At 62.0% G+C, this 15079-nt stretch carries 15 protein-coding genes; 5 read left to right on the top strand and 10 right to left on the bottom strand.

Annotation, left to right across the window (positions count from 1 at the left end):
• Positions 1–78: 78 nt before the first annotated feature.
• Positions 79–2172, bottom strand: coding sequence for a carboxy terminal-processing peptidase (locus G7020_RS06465; RefSeq protein ID WP_336509713.1), 2094 nt, complete (start codon positions 2170–2172; stop codon positions 79–81).
• Between the two features lie 170 nt (positions 2173–2342).
• Between G7020_RS06465 and G7020_RS06460 the strand changes: the two genes are divergently transcribed.
• Complete coding sequence (locus G7020_RS06460; protein WP_181083113.1) at positions 2343–3305, top strand: NAD(P)H-quinone oxidoreductase; 963 nt, start codon at positions 2343–2345, stop codon at positions 3303–3305.
• A 182-nt stretch (positions 3306–3487) separates the two neighbouring features.
• Here G7020_RS06460 and G7020_RS06455 read toward each other — a convergent pair whose 3' ends face one another.
• From G7020_RS06455 to minC, 6 genes are all read right to left on the bottom strand, one after another.
• Complete coding sequence (locus G7020_RS06455) at positions 3488–4777, bottom strand: M18 family aminopeptidase (protein WP_181083112.1); 1290 nt, start codon at positions 4775–4777, stop codon at positions 3488–3490.
• A gap of 79 nt (positions 4778–4856) precedes the next feature.
• A complete protein-coding gene (locus tag G7020_RS06450; RefSeq protein ID WP_181083111.1) occupies positions 4857–5429 on the bottom strand; it encodes a methyltransferase domain-containing protein in 573 nt (190 codons plus the stop codon).
• On the bottom strand, positions 5429–6064 hold the full coding sequence (locus tag G7020_RS06445) for an RluA family pseudouridine synthase (protein ID WP_181083110.1): 636 nt from the start codon (positions 6062–6064) through the stop codon (positions 5429–5431). The genes G7020_RS06450 and G7020_RS06445 overlap by 1 nt, the downstream gene beginning before the upstream one ends.
• A gap of 331 nt (positions 6065–6395) precedes the next feature.
• Positions 6396–6653 (bottom strand): cell division topological specificity factor MinE, encoded by a 258-nt coding sequence (gene minE, locus G7020_RS06440; protein ID WP_181083109.1) that lies wholly within the window; start codon positions 6651–6653, stop codon positions 6396–6398.
• Positions 6650–7465, bottom strand: coding sequence for a septum site-determining protein MinD (gene minD, locus G7020_RS06435; protein ID WP_181083108.1), 816 nt, complete (start codon positions 7463–7465; stop codon positions 6650–6652). The genes minE and minD overlap by 4 nt, the downstream gene beginning before the upstream one ends.
• 91 nt (positions 7466–7556) lie before the next feature.
• Positions 7557–8288, bottom strand: a complete 732-nt coding sequence (gene minC, locus G7020_RS06430; protein WP_181083107.1) for a septum site-determining protein MinC — start codon at positions 8286–8288, stop codon at positions 7557–7559.
• Positions 8289–8465: 177 nt separating this feature from the next.
• Between minC and G7020_RS06425 the strand changes: the two genes are divergently transcribed.
• A complete protein-coding gene (locus G7020_RS06425) occupies positions 8466–9386 on the top strand; it encodes a lipid A biosynthesis lauroyl acyltransferase (RefSeq protein WP_181083106.1) in 921 nt (306 codons plus the stop codon).
• Between the two features lie 34 nt (positions 9387–9420).
• Here the strand turns inward: G7020_RS06425 and G7020_RS06420 are convergent, their stop codons facing one another.
• From G7020_RS06420 to G7020_RS06410, 3 genes are all read right to left on the bottom strand, one after another.
• The gene (locus G7020_RS06420; protein WP_181083183.1) at positions 9421–10191 is read right to left on the bottom strand and encodes an MlaA family lipoprotein; all 771 of its coding nucleotides are present in this window, start codon (positions 10189–10191) and stop codon (positions 9421–9423) included.
• 7 nt (positions 10192–10198) lie between these two features.
• A complete protein-coding gene (locus G7020_RS06415; RefSeq protein WP_258189269.1) occupies positions 10199–11449 on the bottom strand; it encodes a serine/threonine protein kinase in 1251 nt (416 codons plus the stop codon).
• 195 nt (positions 11450–11644) lie between these two features.
• Positions 11645–11869 (bottom strand): DUF2061 domain-containing protein, encoded by a 225-nt coding sequence (locus G7020_RS06410; protein WP_181083104.1) that lies wholly within the window; start codon positions 11867–11869, stop codon positions 11645–11647.
• Between the two features lie 261 nt (positions 11870–12130).
• Here G7020_RS06410 and G7020_RS06405 point away from each other — a divergent pair, with 261 nt between their 5' ends.
• The 3 genes from G7020_RS06405 to G7020_RS06395 all read left to right on the top strand — a co-directional run bounded on the left by G7020_RS06405 (position 12131) and on the right by G7020_RS06395 (position 15077).
• On the top strand, positions 12131–12445 hold the full coding sequence (locus G7020_RS06405; RefSeq protein WP_181083103.1) for a DUF485 domain-containing protein: 315 nt from the start codon (positions 12131–12133) through the stop codon (positions 12443–12445).
• A complete protein-coding gene (locus tag G7020_RS06400) occupies positions 12445–14103 on the top strand; it encodes a cation acetate symporter (RefSeq protein WP_181083102.1) in 1659 nt (552 codons plus the stop codon). Before G7020_RS06405 ends, G7020_RS06400 begins: the two co-directional genes overlap by 1 nt.
• Before the next feature lie 164 nt (positions 14104–14267).
• The gene (locus G7020_RS06395; RefSeq protein WP_181083101.1) at positions 14268–15077 is read left to right on the top strand and encodes an SDR family oxidoreductase; all 810 of its coding nucleotides are present in this window, start codon (positions 14268–14270) and stop codon (positions 15075–15077) included.
• Positions 15078–15079 lie beyond the last annotated feature (2 nt).

Here is a 15079-nt window from a genome sequence, read left to right as displayed (position 1 = left end):
GAAATGAGAAGAGCCGCTCAGGCGGCTCTTCTCATTTCACGATACGGTGATGTCATTTTGATGACATCCAGTGGAATGCTATTCCCTTGGCAGGCTGTTTTTGGCTACGGCCTCATTCAGCCCCAGCCAGTCGAGCAGGATTCTTCCGCTTTCCGCGAGGTAGGCGTCGTCTTCGGGTTTGCCTTTCTTGTCTTCGACATGCGGTGTCGTTTCGTCTTCGCGCTCCAGCTTGGCCAGGGGCTCCTCGCCCTTGGCCTCGCGCAGGGCATTTTCCAGCGTCAACTGGCGCTTCTCGATACTGTCCTGCTGCGCCCGACGTTTTTCTTCGTTGAGGCTGACCGTGGTTTCGTGGCTCAACTCCTGAGCGAGGGCAAGGCGATTGCGGGTGAAAACGAAGTCGGGGTTTTCGCCGGTCCGTGTTTCGTGACGGGCCTTGAGTTCGGCAAGGAAGGGTTTGAACGGATTCATGTCTTCATTGTGCACGGCGCGAATGCTGTCCCAGGGCAGGGCTTCGGGCAGGGCGCTTTCGCCGATCTCGCTGGTATCGACTTCAGCTGGATAGGAAATGTCCGGGATCACGCCCTGGTGTTGCGTGCTTTGCCCCGAAACCCGGTAGAACTTGGCGAGCGTCAGTTTCAGTTCACCGTGGTTGAGCGGCTGCACGGTCTGTACCGTGCCCTTGCCGAACGTCTGGCCGCCAAGAATCAGCGCCCGATGATAGTCCTGCATCGCACCGGCGAAGATTTCCGAGGCCGAGGCGGACAGGCGATTGACCAGTACTGCCAGCGGTCCTGTATAGAAGGCGCCGGGCTGTTCGTCGGCCAGGATATCCACACGACCGTCACTGTTGCGCACCAGTACGGTCGGCCCCTGCTCGATGAACAGCCCCGTCAGTTCGGTCGCTTCCTGCAGCGAGCCGCCACCGTTGTTGCGCAGGTCGATCACCACGCCATCGACTTGTTCCTGCTGCAGTTCGGTCAGCAGCTTCTTCACGTCGCGAGTGGTGCTCTTGTAGTTCTTGTCGCCGGAACGCAGGGCCTTGAAATCGAGATAGAAGGCCGGGATTTCGATGACGCCGAGTGTGTAGTCGCGGCCTTCATGCTGGAGGTTGAGGACCGACTTCTTGGCGGCCTGCTCTTCGAGCTTCACGGCTTCACGCGTGATGGCGACGATCTTGCTGTTCTGATCGTTGGGCGCATTGCTGGCCGGGATCACTTCGAGGCGAACGACCGAACCCTTGGGGCCGCGGATCAGTTTGACCACCTCATCGAGCCGCCAGCCGATCACGTCGACCATTTCCTCGTCGCTCTGGGCGACGCCGATGATCCTGTCGGCGGGGGCGATCTGCTTGCTCTTCTCGGCGGGGCCGGCCGGCACCAGGCGCACCACCTTGACGTGTTCGTTGTCGCTCTGCAGGACGGCGCCGATGCCTTCCAGGGAGAGGCTCATGTTGATGTCGAAGTTTTCCGCGTTGTCTGGCGACAGGTATTGCGTGTGCGGATCGTAGGACTGCGCGAAGGCATTGATATAGGTCTGGAAGACGTCTTCGCCACGGGTCTGATCCAGGCGCGAGAGCTGGTTCCTGTAGCGCTTGGTGAGCAATTCCTCGATGGCTTTGGAGTCCTTGCCGGCGATCTTTAGCCGCAGTACCTCGTCCTTCACGCGTTTGCGCCAGAGGTCGTCGAGTTCCGCCATATCCTTCGACCAGGCGGCATTCTTGCGGTCGACCAGCAATTCCTCGTCAAGGGTGAAGTCGAAGTGGTCCACGCCTTTTTCCAGCAGGCTCAGAGCGTATTGCAGGCGACCCTGCAAGCGCTCCAGGTGCAGCCTGTAGATGGCGAAGCCGGGCTCGAGATTGCCGTTCTTCAGGTAGTTGTCGAAATCGTTGCGCCAGGCCTTGAATCTGGCGATGTCGCCAGCAGTGAAATAGCTGCGCGACGGATCGAGCATCTCGATATAGCTGTCGAAGATTTTTGCCGAGCGGGCATCATTGAGCGGAGGTTTGTTGTAATGGTGGCGCTTGAGCAGCTCGACCACATTGAGGCTGGCAATCACCTGATCGCGGTCGGGCTGCAGGTAATCCCAGGCGCTTGCGCTTGGTTTGGCCAGCACAGACGAGGTCTGCAGGCCGATGAACAGGGCGAATACGCCGAAGGTCAGGGACCGTTTAATGCGGGAGGGGCGACGTGAGGCTGGGTAATAACGCATATTAGGCCATCATGTTGGGCGCCGGCCGCAGTCACTGGTCGACGGTGAAAAATAATAGCCCGATGGTAACAGGCGGTTGCGAACGTCAGCGAGTGATGTTGGACGAACGCAAGTTTCAACAATATGGAGGCAGCATGAAGGCTTTGCAAGGTATCGAGGGACAACTGGAGTGGGCGCAACGAGACGCGCCGCAATGCGCTCCGGGACAGGTGCGTATCCGGGTAGCCGCAGCGGGGCTGAATCGGGCCGATCTGCTGCAGCGTGCCGGGCATTACCCGCCGCCAGCCGGGGTGACCGATATCCTTGGCCTGGAGTGCTCGGGCGTGATCAGCGAGGTGGGCGCGGGCAGCGACTGGCAGGTGGGTGATCGCGTCTGCGCACTGTTGGCCGGTGGCGGCATGGCGGAAGAGGTGGTCGTCGATGGGCGGCATGCGCTACCGGTTCCCGAGGGGCTGTCGCTGCATGAGGCCGCGGTGATTCCCGAGGTGTACGCCACCGCCTGGCTCAACCTGTACCGCCTCGGCGCCTTGCGACCGGGTGAAAAGGTGCTGCTGCACGCCGGTGCCAGCGGCGTCGGTTCGGCGGCGATCCAGCTGTGCAAGGCATTCGGTAACCCCTGCTGGGTCAGTGTCGGTTCGGTCGAGCGTCTGGCCTACTGCGAATCCCTGGGCGCCGAAGGCGGTGTGCTGCGCGGCGAGACGCTGGAAGCGCTGCGTGATTTCGCCCCCTTCGATCTGATTCTCGATCCGGTGGGCGCCAAATATGCCGCACTCAACCTGCAACTGCTCGGCAGGGATGCGCGCTGGGTGATGATCGGGCTGATGGGCGGGCGCAAGGGCGAGCTGGATTTCGGCGCGTTGCTGGCCAAGCGCATCCAGTTGATCGGCTCGACCCTGCGCAGCCGCGACGCCGACGACAAGGCCGGGCTGATGGCCGAGCTGAAAGATAAAGTCTGGCCGCTCCTGGCCAGCGGGCAGTTGTCACCGCGTCTGGAACGGACCTTCCCGATTGGCGACGTGGAGGCCGCGTTCGAGCTGCTGGCCAGCAACAGCGTGTCGGGCAAGCTGGCGCTGGTGATCGACTCCAGCCTGCAGTGAGAACCTGTTCAAAGTCTCGCGAGCTAGAGCAATGCAAGGCAAAAACAGGCGAGGACACGGAGTTTACAGCTGTAAATGAGTAGTCCGAGCCTGTTTTTAACGCAGCAGTGCCGACGCGCAGCAGACTTTGAACAGGTTCTGAGGCGACAGCCGGGCGGGCCGGATGCTCGCCCGCTCTGGCTTCAGGGCAGCGTCGGGCTCGAATAGAAGGCGCTGAGTACCTTGACCAGTTGCGCCAGATCCTGGCTGCCGGCCAGCTCGCGAATCGAGTGCATGCCGAAGGTTGGCAGGCCGATGTCGACGGTGCGCACGCCCAGCTGGCTGGCGGTGATGGGGCCGATGGTGGAGCCACAGCCCATGTCGCTGCGGGTGACGAAGCTTTGCACCGATACTTCGTTTTCCAGGCAGAGATGGCGGAAGAAGCCTGCGGTTTCGCTGCTGGTGGCATAGCGCTGGTTGTTGTTGATCTTGATCACCGGGCCGGCGTTGAGTTTCGGCCCGTGATTGCCGTCGTGCTTGTCGCTGTAATTGGGATGTACCGCATGGGCGTTGTCTGCGGAGATCAGCAGCGAACGGTTGATGCAGCGCTGAAATCCTTCCTCGTCGGGCAACAGGCGACGCAGCACCTGCTCCAGGAAGGGGCCGTCCGCGCCGCACATGGAGGCCGAGCCGACTTCTTCGTGATCGGTGCAGACCAGTACGCAGCTTTCATCCGGCGTGGCCCGCAGCAGGGCTTGCAGCCCGGCGAAACAGGACAGCAGGTTGTCCAGCCGCGCGCCGGCGATGAAGTCGCCGTGCAGGCCGATGACGGCGGCGTCCTGGGTGTCGTAGAAACTCAACTCGAAATCCAGCACCACATCGGCGAGCAGGCCGTGTTCACGGCTGAGCTGGTCGGCCAGCAGGGCGCGGAAATCCGGGCTTTCTTCGCTGGCGATCTGGGCCAGGATCGGTGGCAGTTCGGTTTGCGGATTGATGGCCCAGCCCTGGTTGGCCTCCCGGTTGAGGTGGATGGCGAGGCTGGGGATCACGGCAATCGGCAGCTTGAAGTCGACCAGCTGGCTTTCGATGCGACCGTCGCGGCTGTAGGTGACGCGCCCCGCCAGTGACAGATCGCGGTCGAACCAGGGCGCCAGCAGGGCGCCGCCATAGACTTCCACCCCCAGTTGCCAGAAGCCCTGGCGTTGCAGCTCCGGTTGCGGCTTGACCCGCAGGCAGGGGCTGTCGGTATGGGCGCCGACCAGGCGCAGGCCGTGCTCGACGGGGGATTTGCTGCCGAGCTGGAAGGCGATGATCGCGGAGTCGTTGCGGGTGACGTAGTAACGCCCGCCAGGCTCGGTGTGCCAGGTCTCGCTTTCGTTCAGCGCCTTGAAACCGGCGGCCTGCAAGGCCTGGGCAAGGCTGGCGGTGGCATGGAACGGAGTGGGGGAGGCCTGGAGAAAATCGATCAGGCCCTGGTTGAGTTCTTCGCGCATGGGGGGCTCCGGACGGCAGGACGGGAAAGTCTATCCCATCGGCCAGTGAGACTGCAGTCTGCCGTGGCTGAACCCGGTTTCAGTCCTTTCGTGCGATGACTTCAAACAGATGCCAATGCTTGGCCCGCCCAAGCGCTGTCTTGCCGTCGTATTCGAATTCGTTGAGTTCAAGCAGCGTCCAGCCTTCGAATTGCTGCTGCAGTTGATCACGGCTGTGAATACTGAAGTCTTTTCTCGCCCAATCGTCGCGTGGGCCGAAGAAGTGTCCGGTAAACAGACCGTCTTCACGCAAGCTCCGGGTGATCCGCAGCCATAGATCGCCGAATGCGTCCGGTTGGCAGAATGGCAGTGCGAAGCTGGCATTGATGAGGTCCGCTGCCGGCAAGGCGGTCGCGTCTTCGAACGTTCGGCATAGCGTGGACAGCTTGCCAGGCGCATGCATGGCTGCCTGTTCTCGCAGAAGAGCCAGTGCTTGCGGATCGCGGTCGAGAGCGGTGACTTCCCAGCCCGCGGCGAGCAACGCCAGGCTATCGCGTCCGGCGCCGCAGCCCAGGTCCAGTGCCTGGGCGGGCTCACGGGACCACAGGGCAAGGGCTTTGTGAAGGCTGGGGTGTGCAGGTGCGCCACGGGTCGCCTGCAGAAAGTCGTTCATCAGAACGGCGCCGGGCAGTCGAAGCGCATCCGTTCGCCGGTCTGTGGATGGGTCAGTGCGAGCATACTGGCATGCAGGCACAGCCGTTCATGGGCATGCAGCGCCTGTTCATGGGCATAGAGGCGATCACCCAGCAGCGGGTGACCGATGGACAGCATGTGCACGCGCAACTGGTGGGAACGCCCGGTGATGGGCGTCAGCTCGACGCGGCTGTGGTTTTCGCAGCGCTCGATCACGCGCCAGTAGGTCAGGGCGTGCTTGCCCAGTTCGTGATCGACCACGTGCCGGGGCTTGGTCGGCGGGTCGTAGCGCAGGGGCAGGTCGATGCTGCCGCTGTCCTGTGCAGGCAAGCCCCAGCACAGGGCGGTGTAGGCCTTTTCGGTTTCACGATCATGGAACTGGCGCGACAGTTCGCGGTGGCTGTCGGCGTCGCGGGCCAGCACGATCAGGCCGGACGTTTCCCAGTCCAGCCGGTGCACGATGCGCGCCTCGGGAAAGCCGTTCTCCTGCAGACGGGTCACCAGGCAATCGCGGTTGTCCTCGGCGCGACCGGGCACCGAGAGCAGCAGGGTGGGCTTGTTGATGACCAGCAGGGCGGCGTCCTGGTGGACGATCTGGATATTGTTCAGGGGCATTACGAATTCCATAAACGGAAACGGCGGCCTTTGAGCCGCCGTTCGTCAGCAGTATCACTATGCAAAAATCTGCTCTGGGTCTCGCGAGCTAGAGCCCTGCAAGGCGCTACGACCAACGGGAGTAACAGCCGAAGGCTGGCCCGAAGGGTGAGCGCCAGCGAATCAAACAGGCGAGGAACGGACCGGGCTCGCGTACGAGTTTAGTGGCCTGAATGAGCATGACTCACTCCGTTCGCCCTTCGGGCCGCGCTGAAGCGCGTTAGCCGCAAGCGGCTTGCCGAGCCTGTTTTTAACGCCGCAGGGCCGGCGCGCAGCAGACCAGTGCTGATTTTCAGCGGTCCGGCAGAGTGATGTTCAATTCCAGAATCGAGCAACTGCCCTGGTCTTCGAGTGCGACCTGAACCTGGTCCTGGTCGATGTTGACGTACTTGCGGATCACCTCGACCAGTTCCTTCTGCAGCGCCGGCAGGTAGTCCGGCTCGTTACGCTGGCCGCGTTCGTGGGCGACGATGATCTGCAGGCGTTCCTTGGCGATGGAGGCGGGCGTTTCCTTCTTTTTGCGCTCGCGGAAGAAGTCCAGCAGGTTCATTCTCGACCTCCAAACAGACGCGCCAGGAAGCCCTGCTTCTTGACATCGAGGAAACGGTGGCTGACTTCCTTGCCCAGCAGCCGGTCCACCGCGTCGCTGTAGGCCTGGCCAGCGTCGCTCTGGTCGTCGAGGATGACCGGCACGCCCTGGTTCGAGGCCTTGAGCACCGCCTGGGATTCGGGGATGACACCCAGCAGGCGGATGGAGAGGATTTCCTCGACGTCCTCGACACCGAGCATTTCGCCCTTGACCACGCGCTCGGGGTTGTAGCGGGTCAGCAGCAGGTGCTCCTTGATCGGCTCCTGGCCGTTCTCGGCACGGCGCGACTTGCTTGCCAGCAGGCCGAGCATGCGGTCGGAGTCACGCACCGAGGAAACTTCCGGGTTGGTCACCACGATGGCCTCGTCGGCGTAGTACATCGCCAGGTGCGCACCCTTCTCGATACCGGCCGGCGAATCGCAGATCACGTATTCGAAGTTCTGCGCCAGCTCGTCGATGACCTTGCCGACGCCTTCGAGGGTCAGCGCGTCCTTGTCGCGGGTCTGGCTGGCGGCCAGCACGTAGAGGTTTTCCAGGCGCTTGTCCTTGATCAGGGCCTGGGTCAAGGTGGCGTCGCCATTGATGACGTTGACGAAGTCATACACCACGCGGCGCTCGCAGCCCATGATCAGGTCCAGGTTACGCAGACCGACGTCGAAGTCGACGATGGCGGTCTTGTGGCCACGCAGGGCGAGGCCGGTACCGATGGCGGCGCTGGAAGTGGTCTTGCCGACGCCACCCTTGCCGGAAGTGACTACGAGGATCTTGGCCAAGGTGATTCACCCTAAGAATATGGAAATCGGGACCTTCAGCCGAGTCGGCGTCCAGGTGCCCGTTGGTCTTGAAAATTCGCGGAAGTATCCGTTAAAGGCGGGTGATGTTCAACACGTCGCCGGACAGCTTCATTTGTACCGCCTCGGCCCACAAGGGATCGCGCCGCAGGTCTTCGGCCACCTTGTATTGCCCGGCGATGGAAACCATTTCGGCGCCGAGCTGCTGGCAGAAGATCCGTGCATTGGCATCGCCCTTGATGCCGGCCAGGGCACGACCGCGCAACGGACCGTAGACATGGATGTTGCCATCGGCAAGAAGTTCCGCACCGGGGCTGACGGTGGCCAGAACGATGAGGTCGCCACCCTGGGCGTAGATCTGCTGGCCGCCACGTACCGGTGTGGTGACGATACGGGTGGGGCGATAGACCGGTTCGGCTGGCTTGGCGGGTTCGGCGGCTGCCTTGGCGGACAGGTCGAGCTTGCGCTCGCGTGCCCCGGAGGGTGGCAATACGGCCAGATCGAGCGTATTCGCCGCTTCGATGATCTGCGGATCAGCGGCACGTAGCGCCAGGGTGCGCAGGCCGTGCTTGCGGCACAGGGCGATCAGCGCGGGAAGGTCAGGCTGGCTGTCGGCTGGCAGCTTGTCCAGTGCCAGCACCAGGGGTGTGTTGTTGAAGAAGTCGGGCGCCTGCTCGACCTTCATGGCCAGTTGCCGGTCGAGACGTTCCAGATCGTTCTGTGCCAGCTCCAGCACGGTGATGGCCAGCATGCTGCCCTTGAGCTGGAACACGGGAACTTGGTCGAGAAGGTCGGCTTGGCTCATGGTCTGTCTGCTGCGGTAAATGGCGTGAACTTATAACGGGGCAGACGGGGAGCTGCAAGTCGCAAGCAGCAAACGGCAGGAAAAACAAACGCAAAAGCAGCCGCGTGAAGCCAGCGGCGTCGGCATTTTTTCTTCTGAGGGCTTAGAATGCGCCGTTTTACCGGTTCGAGCTTGCCGATGGATCGTCCCCGCTTTCGCGCATCCTTTGTTCATCCGCGTTTCTGGCCGCTCTGGCTGGGCCTGGGCTTGCTGTGGCTGGTGGTCCAGCTGCCCTACAAGGTTCTGCTGCTGCTGGGGCGCGGCCTGGGCGCGCTGATGTACCGGACTGCCCGTTCGCGGCGACACATTGCCGGGCGCAATCTCGAACTGTGTTTCCCACAACTGAGCGCCCGTGAGCGCGAGCGTCTGTTGCGCGAGAACTTCGCCTCCACCGGTATCGCCTTTTTCGAGATGGCCATGAGCTGGTGGTGGCCCAGGGCGCGCTTGCAGCGGCTGGCGCATGTCGAGGGGCTGGAGCATCTGCAGCAGGCGCAGGCCGAAGGGCAGGGCGTGATCCTGATGGCGCTGCATTTCACCACCCTGGAAATCGGCGCGGCGCTGCTCGGTCAGCACCACACCATCGACGGCATGTACCGCGAGCACAAGAACCCGGTGTTCGACTTCGTACAGCGGCGCGGGCGCGAGCGGCACAATGACGATGCCACGGCCATCGAGCGCGAGGATGTGCGCGCCATGCTCAAGGTGCTGCGTGCGGGGCGTGCGATCTGGTACGCGCCGGATCAGGACTACGGGCGCAAGCAAAGCATTTTCGTGCCGCTGTTCGGCATCCCGGCGGCGACCGTCACAGCCACCACCAAGTTCGCCAGGCTGGGACGTGCGCGGGTGCTCCCTTATACCCAGGAACGCCTGGCTGATGGCGGCGGTTACCGGCTGGTGATCCATCCGCCGCTGGCGGACTTTCCGGGGGAAAGCGAGGAGGCCGATTGCCGGCGGGTCAATGCCTGGATCGAAGAGGCGGTTGGCCAGTGTCCCGAGCAGTACCTGTGGGCCCATCGCCGCTTCAAGACGCGGCCTGAGGGCGAGGCGAAGCTGTACTAAGCCGCGACCGCGAACGAAACGGGAACAGACTCTGCTATTCCTCGATCTGCAGTTCCCGCGCCCTGGTGTAGATGTAGCGGACCTTCTCGTACTCGAAGGGCGAATTGAGCTGGCCATATCTCAGGCTGGTGCCGTGGCGAAGGTCGATCAGGCGCAGTGCGGTCAGGCCGGACTCGCCGCCGCTGGCCTCGGAGTAGCGGAAATAATCGACCTGCCTCTCGACGGTAAAATCCATCACCAGCCCTGTGGTGTCGCGCAAATTGGACGGCCCCAGCGCCGGCAGAATCAGGTACGGCCCGTGGGGCGCTCCGTAAAACCCCAGCGTCTGTCCGAAATCCTCACGGTGGCGAGGCAGGCCCATGCGAGTGGCCGGGTCCCAGATGCCGCCAATGCCAATTACCGTATTGAACAGCAATCTGGCCGTGGTGTTCATCGCCCGCTCGCCCTTGAATTGAGCGAGGCTGTTGAAGAGCGTGGGAATATTGCCCAGGTTGTTGAAGAAGTTGCTCACGCCCGTGCGCACGATCCGGGGCGTGACATAGCGGTAGCCGCGCACCGCCGGCAGCATCACCCACTGGTCCAGGCGGTAATTGAAGTAATACATGCGTCGGTTCAGTGATTCCCAGGGGTCGTGAATGTCCAGCGCATCGAAGGTGGCGCGCTCGAATTCACGCTGATTCAGCCCTGGATTGAAGTTCAATGTACGCAGCGGATGGGTGAAGCCATCCTCGTCGGCAATGGTTGTCTGTGCATGGGCGATGCCGGCCAGCAGCACGAGCAGGGTGGTCGCGCCCAGTTTTCTCATCAGCGTCCTAGCCACGGAAGAACTCCAGCATATGGCGGGCGTTGACCCGGTAGTCGAGGTTGCCGCAATGCCCGCCGCGCGGGTACAGGCGCATGCGTTCGCCGAAGGTGCGGCGCAGAAAGCCCAGGTCGCCAGGGCCCAGGATCAGGTCGTCGGCATTGTGCATCACGCCGATTCTGGGGTTGTCTCGCAGGTAGTCTTCCAGCGCGTAAAGGCTGACCTGCTGGATCAGTTGCTGCAGGCCACCGCCACCCTGTCGGGCGCGCCACATGGGAATCAGCTGCTCGGTCAGGTAGCAATCGAAGTCACACAGCAGCGCACGCCGGAAGAAGGGTTCGAGGCTGGTGCCTTCGTCGATGGGGTAGCCGGGCGGCACGATCAGGCCACGGCGGTTGATCAGGTCGGAGGTGAAGGCGATGTCGGCGGAGGAGAAGCGAAAGGACGAGCCGATCAGCATCGCCATCTGCTCATCGGTCAGCCGCATGGGGGATTGCTGGAAGTCGAAGAGCATGGCCGCATCGAGGTCGATCACGGCTTGCCGGCGATAGTAGCGGGTGAGCTTGTCGAAGATGAGTTCGTAAAAGGTAGTGCTGCTGTCGATGCCTTCCACGCGGGTCTGCACCAGCCTGTTCAGGTTGCTGATCGAGGTGTAGAGGTTCACCGGCGGGTTGAGCAGCAGGACGCGCTTGAAGTTGAAGCTCTGTCGTGTCTCGTCCAGCTGGCTGACGAAAGCCGCGTTGAGCGCGCCCAGGCTGTAGCCGGTGAGGTGGAATTCGGTGACCGGCAGGTCGCGCTGCTGCGCCCGGACCGCCTGCATGACCCGGTACAGGTCCTTGGCGTCCTCGGGGCTGTAGCCCGGCGTGGCATGGCGCGAGGCGGCGGCGATGAAGTCGAAGCTGGTCGGCGATGACAGTTGTACGACGTGATAGCCGGCGCCGTAGAAGAGGCGTTTCAGCGACTCGGTCTTGCCTGCGGCATAGCTTGCGCCTGTACCCGAGATGATGAATATCAACGGCGCAGGTCCGGGCTGGCGGGCCAGGCGATAGGTCAGTCTTTTCACCGCCCAGAAATTGTCCGGCAGGATGAACTCGCGTTCGGGGCGCAAGCGCAGGCTGTAGTCGGCCTGATCGATATCCTCATTGGCGGGGACTTCGACGCGCAACTCCACAGGGGTCGAGGCGATAGTCGCCTCGAAGGGGTTGCTCAAGGGGTAACCATATTCTTCGATACTGATATCCGCTGCATGAACAGGCGTCATGACCAGCGCGAGCAGGGCGGATAACAACGGCAATCGCATCGGGAACATCTCCATGGACGGGGTGAGAGCCTGAGTTAGCCGTCACGCTCCGCTTCGGACTCCTTGTACTCCTACATTGACCGCCGCGCAGCTTTCTGGTTGCACGCGATGGCAATCAGCCTGATTGAAAGCCATACCGGGATTTAAAGAAGGGGGTCAGGCCTGGTGATGCAACCAGGCATGGGCCGGGATCGCAGTTTGCGCGGGCTGACGCTTGTCCAGTCGCTGCCAGATCTTCTCGTGAAAATAAAAACCCACGGAATTGCACAGGGGTTCGATTGCAGCTACCAGGCCACCGGCAGCGAGGCTTCCGGTCAAGGCATAGGTCACCGAGAAGGCGATGCAGAAGTGCATCAGGGTGAAAGTGATGGTCTTGGTCATGGCCGACTCCTGACATTGCAGTCGAGAATTATTCTCTGTTGGGTGGAGTCTGCGTCAGCCCGGTGTGATCGGGAAATCACGAAACATGATGAGCGGAATAGTCGTCTTCTATGTGCGCGGCAATATGCCACGCATGCGTCTAGAACGCAGGTTTCAGGAAAATAAAAACAAGACCATCGTCGAGTGGCGTTCGGCTGGCTCGGCCCTAAAGTACCGCCCCCTGCTCTCATTGGAGGGCGAGGAATGTGCGGAGAACATTCAATGAGCAACGAAAATCTTTACCAGCAGATCTACGACAATCCGCGGTTCCAGGAGTTGGTCGCAAAGCGGGGACGTTTTGCCTGGCTGCTTTCGAGCCTGATGCTTGGCGCCTATCTGGCTTTCATTCTGACCATCGCATTCGAGCCTGCAGTTCTGGGCATTCCGCTTGCTGCGGGCAGCGTCACCACCTGGGGTATTCCGGTGGGCATCGGCGTGATCTTCATGGCCTTTATCCTGACCGGTATCTACGTACAGCGTGCCAATGGCGAGTTCGACCGCCTCAACCAGGAAATCCTCGACGAGGTCCAGAAGTAATGAAATTTCGTTTCCTGATCGCTGCCGCACTGCTGGCGGCATCCCCGCTGCTGCTGGCTGGCGAAGCCCTGACAGGCGAAGTCCAGAAGCAGGCGACCAACTGGACCGCCATCATCATGTTCGTGGTTTTCATCGCATTCACGATGGGGATCACCAAGTGGGCGGCCAAGCGCAACACCTCCACCGCTGACTATTACACCGCCGGCGGCAGCATCACCGGCTTTCAGAACGGTCTGGCGATTGCCGGCGACTACATGTCCGCGGCGTCCTTTCTGGGTATTTCCGCGCTGGTATTCACCAGCGGTTACGACGGCCTGATCTACTCCATCGGCTTCCTGGTCGGCTGGCCGCTGATCCTGTTCCTGATGGCCGAACGCCTGCGTAACCTGGGCAAGTTCACCTTCTCCGACGTGGCCTCCTATCGCCTCGGCCAATCCCAGATCCGCATCCTCTCGGCCTTCGGCTCGCTGACCGTGGTGGCCTTCTACCTGATCGCGCAGATGGTCGGTGCCGGCAAGCTGATCCAGTTGCTGTTCGGCCTGGACTACATGATCGCGGTGATCCTGGTCGGCGTGCTGATGGTCATGTACGTGCTGTTCGGCGGCATGCTGGCCACCACCTGGGTACAGATCATCAAGGCGGTGCTGCTGCTGTCCGGCGCCAGCTTCATGGCCATCATGGTGATGAAGAGTGTCAACTTCGACTTCGGCGCGCTGTTCAGCGAAGCGGTCAAGCTGCATGACAAGGGCGCGGCCATCATGAGCCCCGGCGGTCTGGTGACCGATCCGATTTCGGCGATTTCCCTGGGCCTGGCGCTGATGTTCGGTACTGCCGGCCTGCCGCATATCCTGATGCGCTTCTTCACCGTGTCGGATGCCAAGGAAGCGCGCAAGAGCGTGTTCTACGCCACCGGCTTCATCGGCTACTTCTACATTCTGACCTTCATCATCGGCTTCGGCGCGATCCTGCTGGTCAGCACCAATCCCGAGTACAAGGACGCCACTGGCGCCATCATCGGCGGCACCAACATGGTGGCGGTGCACCTGGCCGAAGCGGTCGGCGGCAACCTGTTCCTGGGCTTCATCTCCGCGGTCGCCTTCGCCACCATCCTGGCGGTGGTCGCCGGTCTGACGCTGGCCGGCGCCTCGGCGGTGTCCCATGACCTGTACGCCTGCGTGATCAAGAAGGGCAAGGCCAAGGAAGCCGACGAGATGCGCGTGACCAAGATCACCACGCTCTCGCTGGGTGTGATCGCGATCCTGCTGGGCATCGCCTTCGAGAAGCAGAACATCGCCTTCATGGTCGGTCTGGCCTTCTCCATCGCCGCCAGCTGCAACTTCCCGGTGCTGTTCCTTTCCATGTACTGGAAGGATCTGACCACCCGTGGTGCGCTGTTCGGTGGCTCGCTGGGCCTGTTCACCGCGCTGGTCCTGACCATCCTCAGCCCGACCGTATGGGTGCAGGTACTGGGCAACGCCGAGGCGATTTTCCCGTACTCCTACCCGGCGCTGTTCTCGGTCACCGTGGCCTTCATCGGCATCTGGTTCTTCTCGGTCACCGACAAGAGCCGCAGTGCCGGCGAAGAGCGCGCGCGGTTCTTCCCGCAGTTCGTGCGTTCGCAGACCGGGCTGGGGGCCACTGGCGCCGTCGCTCACTGATGATCGGCTAGAGCGGTACACGTAAAAGGGCAGCCCAGGGGCTGCCCTTTTTGCATTTCAGCGCTCAGGCAAAGCACCCGTCATTCAGTGCTTGAATGAAGGTCAGGGCGGACATTGGCTTTCGCTAGACTCGCTGCGACTCAACGAACGAAAGGCGGCGAACGATGCAAAATCGCATGATGGTTACGGGTGCCGGTTCCGGTCTTGGGCGTGAGATCGCCCTGCGCTGGGCGCGTGAAGGCTGGCGCCTGGCGCTCTCGGACGTCAATGAAGCCGGTCTGGCTGAGACCTTGGAAATGGTTCGCGAAGCCGGTGGCGACGGTTTCACCCAGCGCTGCGACGTGCGCGACTACAGCCAGCTGACGGCACTGGCGCAGGCGTGTGAGGTCAAGCTGGGCGGCATCGACGTGGTCGTGAACAACGCCGGAGTCGCTTCGGGCGGTTTCTTCGACGAGCTCTCGCTGGAAGACTGGGACTGGCAGATCGCGATCAACCTGATGGGCGTGGTCAAAGGCTGCAAGGCCTTCCTGCCGCTGCTCCGGGAAAGCCGTGGCACGATCATCAACATCGCTTCCATGGCGGCGCTGATGCAGGCGCCGGGCATGAGCAACTACAACGTGGCCAAGGCCGGTGTGGTGGCCCTGTCGGAAAGCCTGCTGGTGGAGCTCAAGCCGCAGGGCGTTGGCGTCCATGTAGTCTGCCCGTCATTCTTCCAGACCAACCTGATGGATTCCTTCCGGGGTCCGACACCTGGCATGAAGGCCCAGGTCAGCAAGCTGCTGGAAGCCTCGCCGATCACCGCTGCCGATATTGCCGAGCATATTCATCGGCAGGTCGCCGAAGGCGTGTTCATGATCCTGCCCCACGAGCAGGGGCGCATGGCCTGGAAAGCCAAGCGGCATGACCCCCAGTCGATCTACGACGAGATGATCACGATGACGGAGAAGATGCTCAGCAAGCATAAACCTGACTGACG

This window comes from Stutzerimonas stutzeri (genome assembly GCF_013522825.1).
In the GTDB taxonomy this organism is placed as follows: domain Bacteria; phylum Pseudomonadota; class Gammaproteobacteria; order Pseudomonadales; family Pseudomonadaceae; genus Stutzerimonas; species Stutzerimonas stutzeri_AK.
Note: the sequence above shows the minus strand (reverse complement) of the source record. Positions and strands in the feature narration are given on the sequence as shown.

Coding starts and splice junctions, on each gene's coding strand:
- G7020_RS06460 (WP_181083113.1), top strand. CDS start 2,343: ATGAAGGCTTTGCAAGGTATCGAGGGACAACTGGAGTGGGCGCAACGA.
- G7020_RS06455 (WP_181083112.1), bottom strand. CDS start 4,777: ATGCGCGAAGAACTCAACCAGGGCCTGATCGATTTTCTCCAGGCCTCC.
- G7020_RS06450 (WP_181083111.1), bottom strand. CDS start 5,429: ATGAACGACTTTCTGCAGGCGACCCGTGGCGCACCTGCACACCCCAGC.
- G7020_RS06445 (WP_181083110.1), bottom strand. CDS start 6,064: ATGCCCCTGAACAATATCCAGATCGTCCACCAGGACGCCGCCCTGCTG.
- minE (WP_181083109.1), bottom strand. CDS start 6,653: ATGAACCTGCTGGACTTCTTCCGCGAGCGCAAAAAGAAGGAAACGCCC.
- minC (WP_181083107.1), bottom strand. CDS start 8,288: ATGAGCCAAGCCGACCTTCTCGACCAAGTTCCCGTGTTCCAGCTCAAG.
- G7020_RS06425 (WP_181083106.1), top strand. CDS start 8,466: ATGGATCGTCCCCGCTTTCGCGCATCCTTTGTTCATCCGCGTTTCTGG.
- G7020_RS06420 (WP_181083183.1), bottom strand. CDS start 10,191: ATGAGAAAACTGGGCGCGACCACCCTGCTCGTGCTGCTGGCCGGCATC.
- G7020_RS06415 (WP_258189269.1), bottom strand. CDS start 11,449: ATGACGCCTGTTCATGCAGCGGATATCAGTATCGAAGAATATGGTTAC.
- G7020_RS06410 (WP_181083104.1), bottom strand. CDS start 11,869: ATGACCAAGACCATCACTTTCACCCTGATGCACTTCTGCATCGCCTTC.
- G7020_RS06405 (WP_181083103.1), top strand. CDS start 12,131: ATGAGCAACGAAAATCTTTACCAGCAGATCTACGACAATCCGCGGTTC.
- G7020_RS06400 (WP_181083102.1), top strand. CDS start 12,445: ATGAAATTTCGTTTCCTGATCGCTGCCGCACTGCTGGCGGCATCCCCG.
- G7020_RS06395 (WP_181083101.1), top strand. CDS start 14,268: ATGCAAAATCGCATGATGGTTACGGGTGCCGGTTCCGGTCTTGGGCGT.